17 protein-coding genes and 3 tRNA genes are annotated in these 20,806 nt (G+C 42.4%); 3 read left to right on the forward strand and 17 right to left on the reverse strand.

Features of this window, described 5'->3' with window-relative positions; translation table 11 throughout:
• Positions 1–32: 32 nt before the first annotated feature.
• From B3L97_RS03130 to B3L97_RS03145, 4 genes are all read right to left on the reverse strand, one after another.
• Complete coding sequence (locus B3L97_RS03130; protein WP_286933936.1) at positions 33–188, reverse strand: hypothetical protein; 156 nt, start codon at positions 186–188, stop codon at positions 33–35.
• Entirely contained in the window at positions 185–1,234 is a 1,050-nt protein-coding gene (gene thrC / locus B3L97_RS03135) for a threonine synthase (RefSeq protein WP_286933937.1), read from the reverse strand. Before thrC ends, B3L97_RS03130 begins: the two co-directional genes overlap by 4 nt.
• 111 nt (positions 1,235–1,345) lie before the next feature.
• Entirely contained in the window at positions 1,346–2,602 is a 1,257-nt protein-coding gene (locus B3L97_RS03140; protein WP_286933938.1) for a class II fructose-bisphosphate aldolase, read from the reverse strand.
• Positions 2,603–2,760: 158 nt separating this feature from the next.
• A complete protein-coding gene (locus tag B3L97_RS03145; RefSeq protein ID WP_024822638.1) occupies positions 2,761–4,101 on the reverse strand; it encodes a sodium-dependent transporter in 1,341 nt (446 codons plus the stop codon).
• Between the two features lie 517 nt (positions 4,102–4,618).
• Between B3L97_RS03145 and B3L97_RS03150 the strand changes: the two genes are divergently transcribed.
• Positions 4,619–4,692, forward strand: a tRNA-Gln gene (locus B3L97_RS03150).
• 7 nt (positions 4,693–4,699) lie between these two features.
• Positions 4,700–4,775 (forward strand) — tRNA-Glu (locus tag B3L97_RS03155).
• 97 nt (positions 4,776–4,872) lie between these two features.
• Here B3L97_RS03155 and speD read toward each other — a convergent pair.
• From speD to B3L97_RS03170, 3 genes are all read right to left on the reverse strand, one after another.
• Positions 4,873–5,286 carry an adenosylmethionine decarboxylase gene (speD, locus tag B3L97_RS03160; RefSeq protein WP_024822639.1) on the reverse strand — a complete coding sequence of 138 codons (414 nt, stop codon included), beginning with the start codon at positions 5,284–5,286 and terminating at the stop codon, positions 4,873–4,875.
• Between the two features lie 193 nt (positions 5,287–5,479).
• Positions 5,480–5,555: transfer RNA gene (locus B3L97_RS03165), tRNA-Ala, on the reverse strand.
• Between the two features lie 59 nt (positions 5,556–5,614).
• Positions 5,615–6,217: a DUF4412 domain-containing protein gene (locus B3L97_RS03170; RefSeq protein ID WP_286845924.1), complete on the reverse strand. Its 603-nt coding sequence runs from the start codon at positions 6,215–6,217 to the stop codon at positions 5,615–5,617.
• Positions 6,218–6,499: 282 nt separating this feature from the next.
• Here B3L97_RS03170 and B3L97_RS03175 point away from each other — a divergent pair, with 282 nt between their 5' ends.
• A complete protein-coding gene (locus B3L97_RS03175; protein WP_286845925.1) occupies positions 6,500–8,272 on the forward strand; it encodes a phosphodiester glycosidase family protein in 1,773 nt (590 codons plus the stop codon).
• On the opposite strand, the gene B3L97_RS03180 is transcribed toward B3L97_RS03175, so the two are convergent.
• From B3L97_RS03180 to B3L97_RS03225, 10 genes are all read right to left on the reverse strand, one after another.
• Positions 8,241–9,131 (reverse strand): mechanosensitive ion channel family protein, encoded by an 891-nt coding sequence (locus B3L97_RS03180; protein ID WP_286933942.1) that lies wholly within the window; start codon positions 9,129–9,131, stop codon positions 8,241–8,243. The genes B3L97_RS03175 and B3L97_RS03180 overlap by 32 nt on opposite strands.
• A gap of 11 nt (positions 9,132–9,142) precedes the next feature.
• The gene (locus B3L97_RS03185; RefSeq protein ID WP_024822643.1) at positions 9,143–9,583 is read right to left on the reverse strand and encodes a hypothetical protein; all 441 of its coding nucleotides are present in this window, start codon (positions 9,581–9,583) and stop codon (positions 9,143–9,145) included.
• Between the two features lie 20 nt (positions 9,584–9,603).
• Positions 9,604–10,458 (reverse strand): peptidyl-prolyl cis-trans isomerase, encoded by an 855-nt coding sequence (locus B3L97_RS03190; RefSeq protein ID WP_024822644.1) that lies wholly within the window; start codon positions 10,456–10,458, stop codon positions 9,604–9,606.
• A 14-nt stretch (positions 10,459–10,472) separates the two neighbouring features.
• The gene (locus tag B3L97_RS03195; protein ID WP_024822645.1) at positions 10,473–11,321 is read right to left on the reverse strand and encodes an SDH family Clp fold serine proteinase; all 849 of its coding nucleotides are present in this window, start codon (positions 11,319–11,321) and stop codon (positions 10,473–10,475) included.
• A gap of 130 nt (positions 11,322–11,451) precedes the next feature.
• Positions 11,452–13,935, reverse strand: a complete 2,484-nt coding sequence (locus tag B3L97_RS03200; RefSeq protein WP_286845929.1) for an ATP-dependent Clp protease ATP-binding subunit — start codon at positions 13,933–13,935, stop codon at positions 11,452–11,454.
• A 62-nt stretch (positions 13,936–13,997) separates the two neighbouring features.
• The gene (locus tag B3L97_RS03205; RefSeq protein WP_024822647.1) at positions 13,998–14,480 is read right to left on the reverse strand and encodes a CtsR family transcriptional regulator; all 483 of its coding nucleotides are present in this window, start codon (positions 14,478–14,480) and stop codon (positions 13,998–14,000) included.
• A gap of 68 nt (positions 14,481–14,548) precedes the next feature.
• Entirely contained in the window at positions 14,549–15,181 is a 633-nt protein-coding gene (plsY, locus tag B3L97_RS03210; RefSeq protein WP_286845931.1) for a glycerol-3-phosphate 1-O-acyltransferase PlsY, read from the reverse strand.
• A gap of 4 nt (positions 15,182–15,185) precedes the next feature.
• The gene (locus tag B3L97_RS03215; RefSeq protein WP_024822649.1) at positions 15,186–17,234 is read right to left on the reverse strand and encodes an acetate--CoA ligase family protein; all 2,049 of its coding nucleotides are present in this window, start codon (positions 17,232–17,234) and stop codon (positions 15,186–15,188) included.
• Between the two features lie 240 nt (positions 17,235–17,474).
• Positions 17,475–18,569 (reverse strand): RelA/SpoT domain-containing protein, encoded by a 1,095-nt coding sequence (locus B3L97_RS03220; RefSeq protein WP_024822650.1) that lies wholly within the window; start codon positions 18,567–18,569, stop codon positions 17,475–17,477.
• Positions 18,570–18,687: 118 nt separating this feature from the next.
• On the reverse strand, positions 18,688–20,793 hold the full coding sequence (locus B3L97_RS03225; protein WP_286845935.1) for a tetratricopeptide repeat protein: 2,106 nt from the start codon (positions 20,791–20,793) through the stop codon (positions 18,688–18,690).
• Positions 20,794–20,806 lie beyond the last annotated feature (13 nt).

Raw genomic sequence — 20,806 nt, forward strand, 5'->3', positions numbered from 1 at the left:
CCTCCGACAAAACAAAGAAGTGAGAACGGATTCTATGCCTCGAAAAAATAGAACACACGAGTTGGGGCATCTTCTCCGGTAGGTCCCTCGGGAAAGGCTATCATACTAGGATCCAAACCACTTATAGCAGCATCAGAGCTACAATTTGTAATCGGATCAGGCGCACAAACTCGAAAAAGGTATCTCATAGGCCCAATATGCCTCCAAGAGCTTCTAGGGTTCCATCGACTACACTTAGATCGGGAATCCCCTGGAGAGGTGCATCTGGATCTTTTAAGCCATTCCCTGTAAGGACCACCACAATTTGAATGCCCTCCGGAAGCTTGCCTAATTTTTTAAGTTTGCAGAGTAGCGCCACAGGAGCACAAGATGCGGGCTCGGCAAAAAGGCCTTCATGAGAAGCCAATTCTTTCTGTGCTGAAAGAATTTCATCGTCAGAAACAGAAAAAAACTGCCCTCGACTTATTTCTATTGCATGCAAAGCTTTCTCCCTATTCACGGGGTTTCCTATGCGTATAGCAGCAGCTATAGTGTCTGGGTTCTCTATCGTATGTCCCAAGACAAGAGGAGCTGCCCCCTCTGCTTGTACCCCTATAAGGCGAGGTATTTTATGAATTTTACCTATTTCTCGATAATACTCCAAGGCTGCTCCGTAGGCGCTAATATTGCCCGCATTGCCTACTGGAAGAACAATCCAATCAGGCATATCTGTCAATTCATCGCAAATCTCCCATGCAGCAGTTCTCTGTCCCAAAAGGCGGAAAGGATTCAAAGAGTTAACAAGCGTAAGTTTTTTCGCTAAAGCTCCTTGACGAGCTAGTTCCAAGGCTTCATCAAAATTTCCTCGAATCGCTACAACTTTGGCTCCATGTATAAGAGCTTGTGTCAGCTTACCAAGAGCCACCTTCCCTGCCGGGAGCAACACGAAGCAAGGCAGCCCTACCAGTGCCGCATAAGCAGCTGCAGAAGCAGAGGTATTACCTGTAGAGGCGCAAATAAAGGCTCTACTCCCCTCCTCTAATGCTTTAGCAGCGGCCACAACCATTCCGCGATCTTTAAAAGACCCCGTTGGATTCAGACCCTCAAATTTTGCCCAAAGAACCACTGATAGTTCTCGGCTGAGATGGCGTAGAGGGAAAAGAGGCGTTTCCCCCTCAAAAAGCGATATACGAGGAGTGGCCTCCGTCAATGGAAGATGCTGTTCATATCGACAAAGGATCCCTAATCTTGGCATCTACTATCTCCCCCTCCTCTCGGCGTTATATTATACATAAAAGCCCACACCACTCCAGCCCCGGAGCGGATGTGGGCTTCACTCGCGATTCCGCTCTACCCTGCGGCGAAGCTAGTCGGAATAGTCTTTATTATCCTTTTTGCTAAGATCTGGCGCTGTTTCTTTATTATAATTGGCCCGAGCTCCCCAAATAGCTTGTTCAGGAGCCCCGTTATAATCCTGCCGTCGAGAAATTACTTCCAGCACTTTTTCCGCTGAGTTTTCTGCATTAAAGGCTTTTATAAAACGCGTAGCCCACTCTTCAGTTTCATCTATGATACGCCCGATGATCTCAGGAGATTCATTCATAATATACTTGCCCATAGGAAGGTTGGATTTTTTATAATTTCCATCTTTACGGCTGTAGCCCTGAGCATCGCACCATTCCACAATTTTCTTCCATGTCTCTTCAGAAACACCTCGGTGAGATTCTTTTACATAAGAACCTTTTTCTGTTATAGCATTTCCTGTATCTGGATCCATCTTGATTCCAAATACTATATTTTGGAAAAGAGTAGCTACATTCCCTTTGTTAATCCCATACTTGGCAAATTTGGCAACTTTTTCTATAGGAGTTCCAGAGATACCATGTTGTGCGATGGAAACACCATAAGGGCGGATTGCCTGAGCTATTTCCAACGTTCGATCAAGGTCGATACCCTCTTGTTGTCCTGTATCGTAAGTCCCATGAAGACTTCCATTGGATATAGCAAGCAAATCAGGGAAAATTCCCCAAGCATTGAGGCCACCGATAAAGAATTTTGCTTCTTCTACTGTTGTCAATTCCCCTGGCCCTTTTATCTCGCCAACTTCCACTTCTAAGCCAAGATAGGCAGGAATATGCATAGCTACATCTCGAGTATTGCACAAATTTTCCCAATCTGGCAGATGAGATGCATCTATAGCAACAGAGGTCCATCCCTTTTGAATAACCGAAGGGATGTGACTCACTGCCTTAAAAAGATCCGCTTCGGATTTAATAGCATAATGATCGACGTGAAGGCCAAAAATTACACCATGCCCCAACTCGGAAGATGTTTTCACTGCATATTCTGGAAGGTTATCAAAATTGCCAGCACAATATGTCGATTCTGACTTTGCAATCTCGATAAAAACAGCAGCATTCAATTTTTTAGCAGCTCTGAAAACTCCTTTTACCGTCAAAGGGTTTCGTGCATTAGCAGCAAGAATAATAGCATTCGCTTCTCTAAAAGCTCGAACAATATCACGACCACTGACTAATCCAACTTCTTCATTTCCCCACAAAGCCTGAACATTCAGAGGGCGTTTTTTCAGCATCTCCTTATATGAGGCGCTGTTCGTTCTCATCCGTTGTCACGCTCCTTGTACAATTTTCATTAATTTTCTATCTCAAAGGTAGACTCCCATAGGATGATATACGATACACTATACCACAAGGTTTTCAACTAAAAAAAAGAGAGGACATCTTATAAAATTAAGATGTCCTCTCTACTTATGAAAAACCCCTAACGAAGGCCATTCCACATAATTAGAACAATAGCTATAGGAGCAAAAAAACGCAGTATCAAAAGCCACGGTGACATAAAGGCAAAGTTGAGTCTGCCTTTATTGGAAACATTATCTTTGATTCTATCTGTTACAACCCATCCTACAAAAAGGGAGATCAAAAGACCGCCTGTAGTTAAAAGAATGTTATTGCAGATCCAATCCATGGCATCGAGAAAACTCTTACCAAAAAGATTAATGGGATAGGCACCCTGGGAGAGAGCTGATGGAATTCCAAGAAGGAAGATAGCCGTTCCCATAAGAAAGGAACTCTTTCCTCTGCTCCAGCCCAATTCATCTTTACAGTAAGAAACGACCACCTCAAAAAGAGATACCGACGAGGTAAGTGCAGCTATAAAAAGAAGTGCAAAAAAGAGCCCCGACCAAACCATACCACCCCACATCTTCGAAAAGACTGCGGGCAAAGTTATAAAAGTAAGGCCTGCACCTGCTCCCGCATCAATACCAAAAGAGAAAACAGTAGGGAAAATGATTAATCCTGCAAGAAAAGCAACGAGGGTATCAAGAAGAGTAACTATGGCAACTGATTTTGGAATATTTTCATTCTTGCCAATGTAACTGCCAAAAGTAATGAGGACCCCCATGCCGAGAGAAAGGGAATAAAAAGCCTGTCCCAAAGCATCAATAATCGTGCCCCCAGTAACTTTGGAAAAGTCGGGTTTAAGATAAAAAGCAACACCTTTCGATGCTCCGGGAAGCGTCAAAGCCCTGGCAACAAGAATGAGTATGATGACAAAAAGTCCTGGCATGAGGATTTTGCTGGCCCGCTCAATACCTTGTCCAATGCCTTTATACACTACAAGAACAACCATAAGCATAAAAGCAAAAAAAGCAAAAAGAACTTGAGTGGGATTGGCAATAAAGCCTAGAAAAGCATTCTGAGCAGCCGACGTATCATGAAGAGACATGAGGCCTGTGAACGACTTGAAAATATAAGCGAAAGTCCATCCCCCTATAACTGCATAGTACGAGAGGATAATAAAAGCCACAACTAGTCCCATCCAACCAACGATAGGCCAGGCCCCTCCCTTTAGCTCCTTGAAAGCTCCCACTGCATTTTTTTTCGCCGCACGCCCGATGACAAACTCTGCCAGCATTATTGACGCTCCAATAGTGAATGCCAAAATAACGTATATCACTAGAAAAGCTGCTCCTCCATTTTTCCCTGTAATGTAGGGGAAACGCCAAATATTACCAAGACCAATTGCTGATCCTGCTGATGCGAGGAGAAAACCAACTTGGCTTCCCCATTGTTCCCTTTCCGTTTCTTCCTGTTTCACAAAAACCCCTCCTATCAATATTTGAATATTCAAAAAATAAAGACGCGCAGTGATAAGCCTCATTTATATCTTTAAATATTTAGCTTTTTAAAAATTTAATATGATTATGATAACCGCATAAAAAAAGGGGTCAGACCCTAAAAAGGGTCCGACCCCGAAAAGTCTGCCGGCTAAAAAATCAAATGCCAGTAGGCGCTCCGGAAGAGGACCCGCAGCTAATAATAACTAGGAGTATAATTATTATGTTAATTAAAATATTCCAATTGATATTCACTGCGTTCCCCTCCTTGCTATTAGTGTGTTTTGTATCCTTGAAAGTAGCGTTATCTTATATATTATTTTCAGACTTGTCAAATTCTATTTCATTAAATATTTCAAAGCTCTTTCCCGAAGAGGTATTCTTAAAAAATTCAAATCGATCTTCTCGTTACTCTAAAAAGAAAAGGGTTGCAGTTTCATAAAGACCATGATAATATACCCTTCGCTGTGATGGACACAGATATTGGATATATATGATTGGGGAATGGTGCAACGGCAGCACGCCTGACTCTGGATCAGGTAATCCTGGTTCGAATCCAGGTTCCCCAGCCAGTAAAAAGGCCCCATCGACTAGAGGTCAAGGTCGTCACCCTCTCAAGGTGGAGACACGGGTTCGAATCCCGTTGGGGCTACCATTATAAACGTGTTGCTTAGCGAGAAGATTCGATAAGAGGGCACGGGAAAACTAAAGGGGAAGCTTTTGCTTCCCCTTTTTATTTTAAAACTAATTTTCTACCCTTCGCTTCCCTCTTTTAGTCTCTCTTCCCAAGTGATAAACGAGTGATAATAGAGTTGATCTCCATCGTCAATTCCTCGAGTTATCTCTGTAATGTGGGTATGGGTAGCCTCTATTTGCTCAAGTACATACTGAACCGCTGCTTCCGGCATGCTATGTTCCCCACACGTATATATATCGAGAGCCATATACTGCGCTTCAGGCCAAGTATGAACAGAAAGATGCGATTCGCTGATCACTACTACGCCACTTACCCCATTAGGAGGAAATCTGTGAAAGGATACGGACCAAACCTGAGTATGCGCCCTCTTCGCCGCTTCTACAAGTATCTCCTGAAGTTTCTCTACCTGTCCGATAACATCACCACACCCAGAAGCTTCAACAATAAAGTGATATCCTTTTGGTGACATGTACCCTCCTCCTCTTTACGCCTAACAACCATACCTTAGGTTCAAGTGGGATAAGTATATTACAAAAAGAGCAAAAAACACATAAGAAAATAAAAACAATAAAAACCTTTCTTATAAATTTTCTTGATTTAGATATAAGAATAAGGAGATAAAAAAACGGCCTATCTCCTTAAAGATAGACCGCTATATAATCTGGTGGAGCTAAGGGGATTCGAACCCCTGACCTCTTGAATGCCATTCAAGCGCTCTCCCAGCTGAGCTATAGCCCCACATCGCAGAACGTGAGTATTATAAGTAGCTCTAGAGCTTCTGTCAACCTCTAAAACAGTTATTTCCCTCCCGGAGCAAAAATATTCATCTCCTGGTATCCTTTCGGAACTTCGAAAAGGTGATCAGGTATTGTATGTTCTTTTATATCTGAAAGTATCATCTCTGATGTACCAGAAGGGCCTGTCTGAATATGCTTTATAGAGGCTTGAAGTTTTTCAGAAAACCACACTATCATAACACCCATATCAGGATCACGGTATGTGTAGCGATATTTGTTACAGTCATATCCATTCACTTTTTCCTTGCCAAGATTCTCCATGACAGCTTTTCCTTGTAAAGTTTCTTCAGCGCTCTTTTGGTCCATAGCTACGTTCCATCCATCCAAAGGTATTTTCAGATACGCTTCTTCTTCCGGCAAAATCACGAGAACATTCCCTTGAAGACCTTCAGAAATAACAATTCGTGCTACCCCGTCCTCCTCTACTTCCTGACGAAATTTTTGTCCCTTTACATAAATACGTCCTGATTCCGTTTCTTCTCCCTCGATATTTATAGTAAAATTCGCCTCAAACTCCACACTCGCTCCAGCAAAACTCCATGACGATAGGCCACATAAAACAAAGATGCCAGTTAATGCAATCAAAATAATTCTATTCCTCACCACATCGCCTCCTTTTTGAAGAATTAGGTAATTCCATATTATTCTACAGTATCGAACATTCATCTACACCTTAAAAATATTAAGGGAAAGCTATCACGTGAAAAAAGGACTAGATACCCTTTCAACTTCCCTCCCTGAGTCTGATTGATTCCCCTAAGAGGCAATGAGAAAATACTTATAGCAACATACATAAAGTAATTTCGCCATGAGCTGAATAATTACATTAAATGTCGCAGCTAGTAATAATACCCAAACACACACATAAAAGGAGTCTTGATAATTGTGAGAAGAAAAACGACATCACTATTGCTAATTGGTCTTCTATTCCTCATATCTTGCGTAAACCTACAACCTGCTTCAGCTGTTAGTCGTGGAGAAATGGCTGAGGTCATAATTAAAACATTAGATCTCCCTCGATGGACAGGACAAGATCGTTTTTCCGATGTGCCCACAGATCATCCGTTTTTTTCTGCAATAGAAACAGCTCGAGCTTATGGGATTATTTTCCCCGGAGAAAAATTTCACCCGGATTTGGAGGCCACACGAATAGAAGCTCTCCATTTTGCTTTCAAAGCCATGGGATGGTCTCACGAAGCAGAAATCGCTCAGTTTTTGGCTCCTCAAGAAAACGAAGATATCCCTCCTTTTATGTTGCCTTCATTATCTCTAGGGGCTCTTTGTTCTCCTCTGGCTCCACAACCCTTCATCAACTTTCCCCGACAAAACCTTGAGAGAGAAGACCTTGCTGAGTTAGCCAACTGGCTTTATTCATGCCGCCGCTCTATGATCTGGGATCAAACTTTTTATGGAGAACACACGAGTCTTCGAATACATAGAGAAAAGGTCGGAACACCACCTATTTCCTGGGCTATTTTTATAACAGAAACACCAGATGCAACTGCTGCACAAAAAATAGAAGCAGAGTTATCTCAAAAAGGGCTCTCTGCTTTTATTATTAATTCTGAAACTACCTACACTGTTTACACAGGACCATACTCTAATTTTGTTAAAGCATGGGAAATATTCGAAACCTTACCTACGGAGTTGGGCGCTAAAATCGTTCCTCACAGTCAACAAAAAAGCGAGGCCCTTTTTTGGGCAGCTCTTCAAACAGAGGGTATCCAGAAAACACCAACCATCATAACAGCTCCATCTTTAGGACAACCACTTTTGCCTCTTAAACACATGACCGACAAAACAAGAGCTGAAGCTGCTATTAATGGTGGCTTTTTCTCTTCGAGAAAACCAATAGGAACCCTCATTGTTCGTGGCATTCCTCTTTCTCCCTCGTATGCACAGCGTTCTGCTATGGGATGGACCGAAGAAGGGGCTACTTTCTGGGGGAATGGAGAATTCCGTGCCCTATTAAGAGACGAATATCGTATAGCCCCTATAACCGATCTTAATTCTGTTCCTCCAGAGAATGGTTTAGGGCTGTTTTCTTCCATAGCAGGACAGTTCTTTAAACCTCTTCCTCTAGATTCAGTTCTTTATCTCTTCGGAAATGACAGTATTTCGGAAGCTGGATCTCTCATTCGTTCTCAGCGAGCTGTTCCAGATAACAGCCTTCTTCTCGCCGCTCGCGGAATAGGCATAGATATGATTAAATCTTTCATCTCTGAAGGAAAAACTATTTCTATGGAAATAGAGTGGCGAGACCCCTCTATGGATGGATCATATTATGCCCTGCAAGGTGGACCAATGCTTCTCAAAGATGGGCAACTTCAGACACGCAATGAAGGGTTCTCTCAAAAGCTGAGAGAAGAGAAACATCCACGCACTATAGTAGGAACTGACGGACAAAAGGTATGGTGGATAGTAATAGATGGTCGTAACCCATGGCACAGTGGAGGAGCAACGCTTCTAGAAGCAGCTCGCCTCGCTAACGACCTCGGCCTATCCACCGTTTTGAACCTTGACGGAGGAGGGTCTTCCGAACTTGTTTGGAAAGGACAAATTATTAATGCCATTCCTGGGGGAAGAGAGAGACCTCTCCCTTATGGAATCTTTTTCGCACCCAGCACTACTGGCGGGGAGGGATCTCCCGTTTCGTAAAGGAAGGTGTGCTTCCTGAAGTTTGAAGCCTCACACCAGTTTGCGGAATTGCCAAAGGGATACCAGCGTTATCGAAGGCTTCCTTTACTCTAAGACGGTACTCTCTTGACATAGCCCATTGGTCGCCTGGAGTGGTATCAAAAAGCGTTCTCAAAAGAGTAGAGCTGTCAAGAAAATCTAAGATCCCTTGAACTGAAGGTTCGCCAATAAAAAGCGTCGGATTTTCTGCTTTTAAATCAAATGCTACCTTTTCCATAATAGCCATGGCTTTTCGCGTATCTGCATCAAAGGGAATTCTGATTTTAATAGCTGCTCGGGACCAATTTTTTGTGTAATTTGTAACTCCATCAATGCTCCCGTTTGGCATAATAATAAGATTCCCATCTACATCTCTCAAATGGGTGGTGCGAAGGGTTAGTTTCTCAACCGTTCCACTACCCATATTTGTTTGGATCCAATCTCCAACCCCATAATGGTCTTCTATTACCACAAAGATTCCATTTATAAAGTCACGAATAATATTTTGGGCAGCCATAGAAACTCCCAGGCCCGCTAGCCCGACACCTGTTAAAATCGGGGTGATATTAAACCCTAAACTACCTATTATGCTTAGAACAAAAATAGCGCCTATCACCCATTTCACTATATTGAGCGTAATTCCCCTTAATGTTTCAATTCTCTGAAGAGCTACCGGCCGATTACCATTTTCCCCGTTCTTCTCAACTGATCTGTACACTAAAGAAAAACCCCTGGAAATAGCCAATAAAGCAACTTTGTTTACAATAAACCACGTTATAATAATACCTATAATTACCATTATTTGATGGGCAAAAGGGAATGCTGCCTTAATCTGTCCCATATAGCCCCTCCTCAGTTTTTGATTTGTATAGAAAGATCTGGACGAGCTTTTTTCACCGTTGTCAGAAAATCTTCCCATAAAACAACAGGGAAAGTAACTTGCCATCCTTTTCCTGTTTCCTTCATAAAAAAAGCACTAAAAATCTTTTTTCTTTGAATAGTATCAATAGCTATTATTGTGTTCCACGGAAGGAGCTCTTCCTTTTTTTTCCCCCAGCTAGAGAACTCTCGTACTACCCCCTGATCTGACAAAAAAAATCTTACATTTATTCCGCCCATATAAAGACAAATAACCCCTACGCACACATATGGAAGCAACAACTTTAGGTCTGTTATGGAACGAGCAAAAATTTTTCCCATACCTATAGATACAAGCAAAAAACCCACTATCAAAGAAGCTATTCTTGCCCACATCGGATAAGAAAACGAAGAAACTGTCAGCCGATCACCCATGGTTATAGACGCTCCTCTCTTTAGGGGATCCGAATTCGTTTCAACTCGTCTACATTATTCATAATTTCAGTATTTTTACTAAGCTCCTTTATTTCTTTTTCTAAATAAACGTCTTCTAGATCTTTTTGAACTTTTTCAGCAACCTCTTCGTAGGGAGCAAGTTTCCCTCCCTTTTTTTCTATGAGCTGAAGGATATGGTAACCATAATCAGTTTTTATTGGACCACGGAGTTCTCCTGGTTTCATTGAAACGGCATCTTTAAAGGGGTCTGGGAGTTCCTTTTTAGACATCCATCCCATATCCCCTCCTTCTTTTGAAGTAGAAAAATCCAGACTCGTTTCAGCTGCGGCTTTTTCAAAAGGCCTGCCCGTTAATATCTGTAAGAGTATAAAACGAGCTTCCGAAGCAGTACCTACTAAAATCTGGCGAAAATGATACGCCTCTTCTGCAGTATAAAGATCAGGGTGGGTTTTATAAAAAGTCTTTAAGGCAGATTCGCTCAAATCCCAATGTTTTGAGGCATCAGAAACATAAGCTTCTGCTAAAATACTTAATCGAGCCCACTTTAAACGTGCCGCTACATCTGAATTATAATAAAGTCCTTTACGTTGGGCTCTATCTGCCAGGACAAGCATATCTGTAATCTGACGTAACAGCTCCCGCTGGTCTCTGTCGCTCATTTGTTGAATTACAAGAGCCGCTAAAGCTTCATCATCATTAGTATGTTGACGTACCAACGATAAAAGTTCATCAATGTTGATAGTCTCACTTTCTACTTTAACAATTGGGGTACCATTTCCTGCCCAAGCTTCCCCCATAAACATTATCAGAAACAAACATAGGAGTAGATTCGTTCCTATGATTTTTCGTCTCATGATTCACGCCTCCTTCAGCGCCTTATGTTCGTCGTGTGATTTCCATCTGGGGCAGATGGATAAGGAATTGGAACGTAGTGAACAGAAGGACGTCCCATCCCAGATTGTGGGTATAATTTCATAATATTGCAAATCTGAGAAGAAAGGTCTGTATTGACAGGCAACCCTAAAGATTGAGCTTCTTCCGCTGTGATAGGATAATCATGAGTCCAGCGCCCCTCAGTCAAAATTTTAGCCAGCTCCTCAGCTTTTTCTTTTTCCATCTTGTCATCTAACAAATGAACGACAAAAGATCGCGTCTGTTTCACCGCTTTACGACTTACATCCGCTAAGATAAGTGTAGAGTCATCTATTTCTGCTACTGGTTTTTCTTCTACGGCTTTCAAGATAGATGCTGCTGGATATTGCCCTATTTGTGGATCTACCGGTCCAAGTACCGCGTGCTTGTCCATTAATATTTCGTCTGCAGCCAAAGCTATCAGAGTTCCTCCGGACATAGCATAATGTGGTACTACTACTGTAACTTTCGCCGGATGCTTCTTTAGGGCATATGCTATTTGTTCTGCAGCAAGGAGAAGTCCGCCTGGTGTATGAATAATAAGGTCAATAGGAGTCCCTTCAGATGTAAGGCGGATAGCTCTCAAAACCTCTTCAGAATCCTCTATATTCAGGAAATTACGGGAAAACATCCCTAAAAATCCCATGCTTTCCTGGCGATGAATTAAAGTGATAATTCTCGTTTTCCGACGTTTCTCACAAGAGCGAAGTGCTGCTATCCTTCGCCATTGTAAAAGTTGTTGTTTTAACTGAGGATAAATAAAAAAGAACAGAAAAAATAAAAGCCAGAAATTGGAAGTATTCATAAGGCACCTCCTCCTTCCCCAATGGGAGAACGATGTCTTTTTATTGTACAAGGGACAACTCTACCTGTCAGCTTAAAAAATCATAAATATTTTATTTATGAGTGCATATTTTATAAAAAAAGCGGCAGCATTATACTGCCGCTTTTTTATGCTTCCTATTCGACATCTTTTTAAAAGTCGTCTCCCCTTTCTCCGCATCAATGGAGATACGACTTCCACGAGTCATTTTGCCCTCCAGAAGCAAATCTGCCAGTTTATCTTCTATTAATTGTTGGATAGTACGACGCAAAGGCCGGGCTCCAAATTTCGGATTATATCCTTTCTCAAGGATAAGAAGTTTTACTCTTTCGCTCACTAAAATATCTATACCCTGGAGAAGCAAGCGTGCCCTTACATCCTGCAACATAATATCGACAATAGAGAGCATCTCCTTTTTATTCAAAGGCCTGAACACGACCATCTCATCAATTCGGTTGATAAATTCCGGTCTGAACATCTTATTTGCTGAGTCCAAGATATCTCCTCGCGTCTTTTTCCAGTTGAAAAAGCCATCTGTTTCGCCAGTGATGGAAAAACCGAGAGACGTTCCTCTAGCTGCATCTTTAGCTCCAACATTACTTGTCATAATAATTACGGCATTGCGAAAATCTACGGTATGTCCTTGACCGTCAGAAAGCCGCCCATCTTCCAAGATTTGCAACAAAATATTAAAAACATCCTGGTGAGCCTTCTCTATTTCATCGAATAAAACGACAGAATAAGGGCGGCGGCGAATAGCTTCGGTGAGTTTACCTCCCTCTTCATACCCAACATAGCCGGGAGGAGCGCCTATCAATTTCGCTACCTCATGTCGTTCCATAAACTCACTCATATCGAGACGAATCATGGCTTCTTCGCTACCAAAAAGAAACTGGGCCAAACATCGTGCCAGCTCTGTTTTTCCTACCCCTGTAGGACCGAGGAACAAAAAACTCCCTATTGGTCGCTTCGGATCTTTCATACCACTCCTCGCCCGACGAATAGCACGGGCCACAGCACTAACAGCTTCTTCTTGCCCAATTAAACGGTGATGTATCTCTTCTTCCATACGAAGGAGCCGTTGTGACTCTTCTTCCGTGAGCTGTGTCACAGGGATACTTGTCCATTCACTTACTATGATGGCTATATCCGCATCTGTAACTAAAGGTTGCTCCTGATGACGTCTAGATTGCCATTCTCTCTTTTTCTGTTCTAATTCCTCAGAGAGTTGCCGCTCAGCATCTCGAAGATTTGCAGCTTTCTCGAATTCCTGTGACGTAACTGCCGCTTCTTTCTCTTTTCGAGCCTCTTCTAAACAACGTTCTACTTCTTTAATGTCTACTGGCGGTTCCATAATTTTTAAACGGGCACGAGCTGCCGCTTCATCTATAAGATCTATCGCTTTATCTGGAAGGAACCTTTCCGTAATATACCGAGCAGAAAGGCGAGCAGCTGCGACAAGGGCTTCGTCAGCAATTTTAACTCGGTGATGAGACTCATATCGATCACGAAGCCCTTCTAGAATCCGTATAGAGTCTTCTACTGTTGGTTCCTCTACCGAAACAGGCTGAAAACGCCGCTCCAGAGCCGCATCTTTTTCTATATGTTTTCGATATTCATCAAGAGTTGTAGCTCCAATAACCTGAAATTCACCCCGGGCCAGACTCGGCTTAAGTATATTCGCAGCATCTACGGCTCCCTCTGCTCCGCCAGCGCCAACAATAGAGTGGATTTCATCTATGAAGATAATTACATCTCCCGCTTCTCTCAACTCTTTAATGAGCTTTCGCATGCGCTCCTCGAATTCTCCTCGGTATTTCGTTCCAGCAACAAGATTACCAATATTAAGCTGAACAACCTTCTTCCCTCGAAGAATTTCGGCAATATCACCATCTTGTATCTTCTGTGCTAATCCTTCAACAATCGCAGTCTTGCCTACACCCGGGTCTCCTATAAGAACCGGATTATTTTTCGTCCTTCTAGCAAGAATCTGAATAACTCGCTGAATTTCTTTGTCCCTTCCAATTACAGGGTCCAGTTCTCCTTTTCTCCCTTTTTCTGTAAGATCAATACCAAGCTGATCGAGAGTTGGCGTCTTGGTCTGCCCGCCTCGTTGGTTATCACCAAGAACATCTGACTGCACCATTCCCTCAGCTTCGCTGTTAGAGATATAATGACTCATCTCTCTCTGTACCACAGTTAAATCTATTCCCATTGAAAAAAGAACTTGAGCTGCTACTCCTTCCCCTTCTGCCAACAAACCAAGCAAAACATGTTCTGTTCCTACATAGTTGACACCCATATTTCTGGCTTCCTTAATAGCAAGGTCAAGAACTCGTTTTGCCCGAGGGCTAAGAGGTAGATCTATAGGCTTTAATATCGGTTGCCCCTTCCCTACCATCTCCTCTATTTGCCGACGTACTTCTTGGAAGTTAACACCAAGGGAAGAGAGAATTTGAGCTGCTACTCCTTCGCCTTCTACTAGGAGACCAAGAAGAATATGCTCTGTGCCAATTACATCGTGACCTAAACGAAGAGCTTCACGATGAGCCAGCTGCACTACTTTTTTCCCTCGTTCCGTAAAAAATTGCCACATGGCCCTCTTTCCTTCCTTTTTCCCTAAAATACTTTCAATCTTCCACTCTCTTTAGATTGCAGCTACGCAAGAGCTAAGCTACGAAGCAGGCGTTTTAAGAGCTCTGCCTGTAATACATTACGTTTATACGGTGAAAGATCGAAATCTGAACTTGCCACTTCATCGACAAAACGCAAAGCAACCTCTATAAGAAGTCGCTCTCGAGAAGAGATTAACTCTCTCTCTTGAAGAGCTGAAAGAAATCGTTTTGCATCTTGCTCTGTAATAGAATCACCAATAATTTCTTTTATATGGTTTACTTTCTCTTCAGGCATGTCATAACAAATTCTCACTATCCGAATATATCCATGGCCACCTCGTTGACTTTCGACGAGATATCCTCTCTCCGGAGTAAAACGACTTCGTAAAACATAGTTGATCTGACTGGGAACACATCCAAAAATTTCTGCTAAATCTTTCCGACGTAAAGAAACAGCTGATTCTTCCTCTTCTTCCTCTAAAAGCCTCATTATATAATCTTCTATTATCTCAGTCAGGCTGGGCATTACACAAACCTCCTACTCAAATTCTTCTATGCTTCTTATTGTAGATATATGGTCAGTATTAGTCAAGATTACAAAGAGGCATCGTCTTTTTTTGACGGAGATATTTCACCAACCCGGCCTTCCTCTCCTCTGCGTATCCTCGCAATGTTATTCCGGTGACGAACTAGCGCAAGAATAGCCATGAAGGAAACGGCTAAAACGTTGGACACGTGAAGGTGAAAAAGCAAAAAAAGAAGAGGGAGGGTAAAAAGAGATAAAATAGAAGCTACTGATACGTACTTGGACCAGCGCATCACTATATACCAAATTCCCCCTGCTATAAGGGCTGCGACAGAGCTCCAAGGCGGAACCATAAAAAAGACAACTCCATATGTTGTCGCTACACCTTTTCCTCCTTTAAAATTCAGCCATAGAGGGAAATTATGACCGCAAATGCTAGCGAAAGCGATAGAAGCCAAAACCACAGGACTCTCAATACCAGCCTTTCTCGCTATGATAAGTATTATTCCCCCTTTTAGCATATCTACAATAGTAACTCCTATTGCCCAAGGTCTTCCCATCAAACGACCTACATTAGTTGCACCAATATTCCCCGAACCAAATGTTCGGATGTCTACGCCTCGAAAGACTTTAGCGCATACATAACCTGTAGGGAAGGAGCCAGTGAGATATGCAGCGAATATCCAAAGCCAGTAAGACATCTCTCTACCTCCTCAACACGAAAGCATCCACCACTACTGCACCCTTTTTATTTACAAAAACAGGGTTGATTTCCAATTGTATAAGTTGACTTTCAGTGCAAGCTATACGAGACAACTTAGTAAGCATCTGGGCCAAAGCTCCTACATCATAGCTCGTTCGTCCCCACGCTCCCCGCAAAAGAGAGTACCCTTTTAACTCTCGTATCATAGCCATTGCATTTACCTCGTCTACTGGGGCGATACGGAGAACGTAATCTCTCACGGCACTTGCATAAACACCGCCAAGCCCCACTGAAAGAACGGGCCCAAACAGGGTATCTAATTTTATAGTAACAACACACTCTATCCCTTCCTGCAACATCTCTTGAACAAGAACTCCCCGAATTTCCGCTTCAGGGTTGGCAAGACGCGCTTTCTCTAACGTCCTACCATAGGCATTACGCAACTCCTCTTCCCCTTCAAGATTCAATGCAATAATTCTGGCCTCGCTCTTATGAACTATATTAGGTGACATGACTTTCAAGGCCACTGGATAGCCTATAATCTCTGCCGCTTCCAAAGCTTCATCAAGAGATTGACATAAATATTCCCGCGTTACGTCTACTCCATGAAAGGCTAGAAGACGTTTAGCATCATACTCCGTCATTTTTTCTGGCAAGGAAAGCAACGCCTCTTCTCCCTTAATAACAGAGCAATCCTCACAGCTAACAGGCATATGCGCATCAAATTGCATAAAAGGAGCACTGAGAGCTGATAATGCCTTGGCACATCGCCGAGTGCTGAGGAAAAAGGGGATTTTTTCTTCCCTCAACATTTCTCGGGACTCTTCTTCAAGCCCTCCCATGGCGCAACAGACTACAGGGTGTTTCTGCAATCTGGCCACTCCTAAAAGAGCTCTCAAAATATTCTTCGTTTCCTGCCCATAACTTTCTGTTAAAACAGCAGCGATCATATCTAGATTGGGAGAATCCATCAACCGCCGAAGTAAATAAGAAATTTCTTCCGTTCCATTAGCCCCTAAAGACGCTATATCGATAGGGTTATTCACATAAACACTAGGAGGCAACTTCTTTCTTAATTCTCGCTGCAAGTCTTCCGGCACAGCTGGTACCTTAAGACCTTCTTCAAAACAACAATCAGAGAGAGCAATACCGGCACCGCGAGAGGAAGAGACTATGGCAGTTTTTCTGCCAGGAGGCGAATCAAAAGAGTTATACATAGCAGCAAAATTTATTATCTCATCAGTATCTCGTATAGAAAAAATGCCAAACTGCTTAAAAGCTGCATCCCAAATAGCAGCATTCCCGGGAAGAGCTGCTACGTGGCTAGGGATCGCCTGGCGAGAAGAGACGTTTCGCCCTGCTTTTAAAACCCCTACTCGAACCTTGCGCCTATTAGCCTCTCGGGCCAACCTCAAAAAGGCAATTCCATCTTGTAGCCCTTCAAGGCAAAAAAGAAGAAGTTTAATGTTTGGATCTCTTAATATCCATTCTCCTATTTCAACAACATTGACATCTGAAGTGCCTCCAGTTGTCACCACATACTTAAAGCCTGTGCCCGCTTGACAAGCTGCAGAAGCTATAGAAAATCCCAGATCTCCACTTTGAGAAACGAGAGCTACTCGTAGATTTTCTCCCTGTTCTAAATAGCCCTGAAAGGGAGAAATGACAATGTGATCTCTCTGATTTATAAATCCCATGGAATCTGGCCCCAACACACGAAAAAGCGCTTTAGGCTGCTTGACTGTAAAAATTTCTTTTCTTGGTAATCTCCATTCTCCGCTCTGTTCAGATGCAAGCTGGAGAACAAAAGGAACATTTCTATCAGCACAAAGATGAAACCAATGGGAAGAACGTAAAGGAGGTACATCCAGTACAGCCAAATCTACACCTGACGGAAGATCTCTTTCGTTTTTTACTTCAAAAAGAGTCCCATTAAAAGTTCGCAATCTTTCCCATGCACGACGACAAGCTCCGCTCCAAGCCGTTCCTTCACCAATAAAAGCTATGGAACATGGATTAAATAACTTTTCAAAATTTACTTCAGAAACCATGGAGAAGAGCCCCCTTATATATAGGCATAATATCCGTATTCCCGATAATATTTGATGTTATTGTACATTTACTTGGAGAGAAGAGATACGTTTTATCATACTATAGATATCTTACTAAACTACATACCCAAGTTCGTTGAGCTTGGCCTGTTTTTACACATCCAAATCCTCACTCGGAACAAAAGCAAGAGGGAGAGCTCTTCGCTCTCCCTCTCCTTCATTCTCTTGAAAATAAGGGATCTAATTCCCCAAACCTTTAATTCGATCAGAACCCTTTTTAATGCCTGAAGCAACAAGATCCTTACCCTGCAGAATATCCCATTTTAAGTTCAAGACCAACAGGAACAGGGCAGAAAAACCATCAACTCTCCAATCTGCATTTTCCTTCTCAAAAGCTTTCCCCACTGTTTCGAGCTGCTCTATGCCATACCCATCTTTCCTTACCTCTTCAAGAAAGTCCTCCAGATCTTCTATAGTATTAATTTCTGCTGCTTGTAAAATATTATGAAGATACGTGAAGCTCTCAGCTAAATACTCTTCTGTGGGGTAATAGGCCGGGAACCCTGCCTTTACTGCATTAGCAGCCCACTCTTCTGGGATTTCAAGATGTTCTTTAAAATAATCAGCTAAGGCCTGACGAGTCAACGGACGACTTTCCAGTTCTGAAGCTGAAAAAGGTTCTGTCCGAACAGGCGCTACAGGTACTGCTGATTCTTTTGTTGATTCCCATAAATCTAAAAATCCCTCATCCGCCTCCTCCAAAAGAGCGCTGAGACGAAGTAACTTTCTTTTCAGTTTTTTCTGAGTAAGCGAGTCAGTGGCGGTATGGCTGACTTTGGGAGCTATACTAGCCCAGGCCTCTTGAATCACTGTTCTGACTTGCACCGTGCATTTCAAATCCCGATATTGACTCCACTCACGAAGTCGTGAACGTTCAGAAGAAAGAGAGACTACATAAGAAATTGCCGGATAACCAAATCTCTCCGGATCATCTACCAAGCTAGAAGTGGTAACAGAATGAGCTAAATCCACAAGGAACTCTTGTTGAAGAATTTTTTCGACCTTGCGAACATCTTCTGGGAAATGGAGCAACACACGAATCTGAGAGAGATCAGGAAATGCGTCAAGAGAAGAAATAACATCTTCTCCTCTTCCCATTAATTCTGACATAAAGTCATCAGGATTCTTCGCCCACCCTTGAACCCCATAAACCGCCATATCGTCTTGTCTAATCAAGTCTTGAACAAGATTTTTAACACGCATTGTAAACTCTTCATAGAGGGAAAGCTTTTCTAAATAAACCCTTCCCCATTCTTCAGCCTTCCGACCTTCCATTCATTAATCACCGCCTATTAATGATAGATCTTATCCCATCTGCACCACTGAAATACGTGGCCCCCATAGCTATTTTGTTGAGACAGAGGCCGCAAAGCCGTCTGTAGTATATATTAAATCAACCTTCTTGAAAAGGATTACTCATTTTATCCCCCATATTGAGGGAATTCGCAAGAACCAATCTAAAACGAGCTATAAAAAGGTTATCAGGTGCCAACTTTCGAGCTCTCTCTATAGCTTCCCAAGCCTCTTTGGGTCTATCTGCCTGAAAAGCCGCATGAGCTAAAAGCGAAGAATAAAAAGCTTCGTTACTCACAACTATATTTTTGGATTTTCCGCTATTTTCTACCTGCTCATTCTGCAAAGCATCCCATGCCTGACACATCATCAAGTACACCTGTCTGTCTCCTGGATTTATTTCTATAGCTTGACGTAGTGAGTCCAACCTCTTTACCTGGTTTTGAATCATAACATCTCCACCAAGGGATATCGCTTCATACGAGTAACGCACTGGAAGAAAAGTTTTAGACTTCGGGAAAGACAATGGAACCACCAGAGAAACTCCCTCCGGCTGAGAAGCTTTTTCCAGAGTAAAAAGATATTCCCAGCCAGTTCTTAAAAGCTCCTGATTTTGCTTCTGCTGACAAAGCTCTTTCATACGTTCTATAAGTACGTCACGACTATTCCTCTTCTTTTCTGCTTCTACTGAAAGAGCTACAGATTGAGGAGCAAAAAATTTCTTAAGGTCTGACTTCCCAGAATAAACTGGCACTCTTTTCCCTCTTTCAGGGAGGGATGGCTTTGATGGAAGGAGATCGATTTCTCCCTCTTTCATCTTTGTTACTTCATGTTCTCTTCTTTTTTCTTTTTCCTGCATTGATCTTTTCAGTTTTTCTATAGATTGAGAAAGAGCCTCTTCATCAGGATGCTTTTCAAGTAACACTTCATAAAATTCAAGAGCTTTTCCATAGTCTTCCATACTCTCAAAACAAAAAGCACGCCCTCGAAGAGCATCATCATCGTCAGGACTCAATTCCAAAATTTCTCGATAATACTGTTCTGCCTCTCTGTAATGTTGAAATAGCAAAGCCCGTTTGGCTAGTCCTTTTCTTTCTTCTATAAGAGCAGTACGTAACTTCTCTTCTTCCATCGCTTCTTCTTTCAAAAAAAACTGTTGAATAGATGTAATCTTCTTCAGTATTTCCTCATTCTCTGGTTGTAATTGTAAGGCCTCTTGGTATAAAGGGAGGGCATTCTTGAAGTCCTCTTTATCAAAAAAGCAATGAGCCGCCCCTAGCAGAGCCTGCAGATTAATGCGATCTCTTCGTAAAACCTCGTTATACGATTGTAATGCCTTCTCTTTCGAGTTAAGTGAGAAAAAGAGGTCTCCCAACCTAAGATAAGCTATACTATTTTCAGGATCTTGTTGTAGAACACGAAAATACGCATCTATAGCTTCCCCCTTGTCTCCCGCGTTCTCCAAAACTCTGCCTAACGCCAAAAGAGCCTCTATAAAATAAGGCTCTTTCTTTAACGCCCAGTTGTAATAATTAAGAGCTCGCTCATACTGTCCGTCGTTAAAGTAGCGATTTCCGCGGTCCAACAAAACCTCGGGAGTCGTATGTGTATAATAAAAATAAGCTCCAACAGCAGTAGCGCCTAAAGCCGCTCCAATTATTGTTCTATGCCGAAAAACAAAAGCTTCGCCACGTTTTTTCTCAACAGGCTGCTTCACAGATTCTTCTACTATCTCTAAAGGCTCACTAAAATTCTTTTCCTCGCCTTGCTCGTCTAACTGAAGTTCTTCACTAAGGACATTGTTTACTTCAGATTTTTCCCCATATATCTGATCTATCAATTCCTCAGGCTCAATATGCTCCTCTAAATTTTCAGCATATTCTAACTCCTCAGACAAGCCAGAAGTAGCCAATAAATCCCACGCTTCAGGAAGACCCTGTCCTTCTAAAAAACTCTCAGAGAACTCTTTCCCCTCTTTTAACTCCAAAGAGAGTTCTTCCTCTACAACCTCAGCTTCCATTTCCTCTTCTTCTGCATCAGAAGCCAAAGCCACCACAGGAAGCCCCAAACTTCTCAGCTCTCTCGCAGAAACCTCGTTTTTTTCGTGACTTCTGTTTATAGAGGCGACAAGGAGCCCCAGGTTCTTATTGGAATGCGACACTTCCATCGTTTCTTCGCGAAGCCAATCTTCCAAGCTTTTTTTCACCCCAAGTGCCCCT

Origin of the sequence: Aminobacterium sp. UBA4834 (assembly GCF_002400205.1) — a bacterium.
In the GTDB taxonomy this organism is placed as follows: Bacteria; Synergistota; Synergistia; order Synergistales; family Aminobacteriaceae; genus Aminobacterium; species Aminobacterium mobile.

What these genes read in the sequence shown, in the direction of transcription:
- thrC (WP_286933937.1), bottom strand. Translation starts at nt 1,234, where the DNA reads ATGCCAAGATTAGGGATCCTTTGTCGATATGAACAGCATCTTCCATTG.
- B3L97_RS03185 (WP_024822643.1), bottom strand. Translation starts at nt 9,583, where the DNA reads ATGGGTGATCGGCTGACAGTTTCTTCGTTTTCTTATCCGATGTGGGCA.
- B3L97_RS03130 (WP_286933936.1), bottom strand. Translation starts at nt 188, where the DNA reads ATGAGATACCTTTTTCGAGTTTGTGCGCCTGATCCGATTACAAATTGT.
- B3L97_RS03200 (WP_286845929.1), bottom strand. Translation starts at nt 13,935, where the DNA reads ATGTGGCAATTTTTTACGGAACGAGGGAAAAAAGTAGTGCAGCTGGCT.
- B3L97_RS03195 (WP_024822645.1), bottom strand. Translation starts at nt 11,321, where the DNA reads ATGAATACTTCCAATTTCTGGCTTTTATTTTTTCTGTTCTTTTTTATT.
- B3L97_RS03215 (WP_024822649.1), bottom strand. Translation starts at nt 17,234, where the DNA reads ATGGTTTCTGAAGTAAATTTTGAAAAGTTATTTAATCCATGTTCCATA.
- B3L97_RS03140 (WP_286933938.1), bottom strand. Translation starts at nt 2,602, where the DNA reads ATGAGAACGAACAGCGCCTCATATAAGGAGATGCTGAAAAAACGCCCT.
- B3L97_RS03180 (WP_286933942.1), bottom strand. Translation starts at nt 9,131, where the DNA reads ATGGGACAGATTAAGGCAGCATTCCCTTTTGCCCATCAAATAATGGTA.
- B3L97_RS03220 (WP_024822650.1), bottom strand. Translation starts at nt 18,569, where the DNA reads ATGGAAGGTCGGAAGGCTGAAGAATGGGGAAGGGTTTATTTAGAAAAG.
- B3L97_RS03205 (WP_024822647.1), bottom strand. Translation starts at nt 14,480, where the DNA reads ATGCCCAGCCTGACTGAGATAATAGAAGATTATATAATGAGGCTTTTA.
- speD (WP_024822639.1), bottom strand. Translation starts at nt 5,286, where the DNA reads ATGTCACCAAAAGGATATCACTTTATTGTTGAAGCTTCTGGGTGTGGT.
- plsY (WP_286845931.1), bottom strand. Translation starts at nt 15,181, where the DNA reads ATGTCTTACTGGCTTTGGATATTCGCTGCATATCTCACTGGCTCCTTC.
- B3L97_RS03190 (WP_024822644.1), bottom strand. Translation starts at nt 10,458, where the DNA reads ATGAGACGAAAAATCATAGGAACGAATCTACTCCTATGTTTGTTTCTG.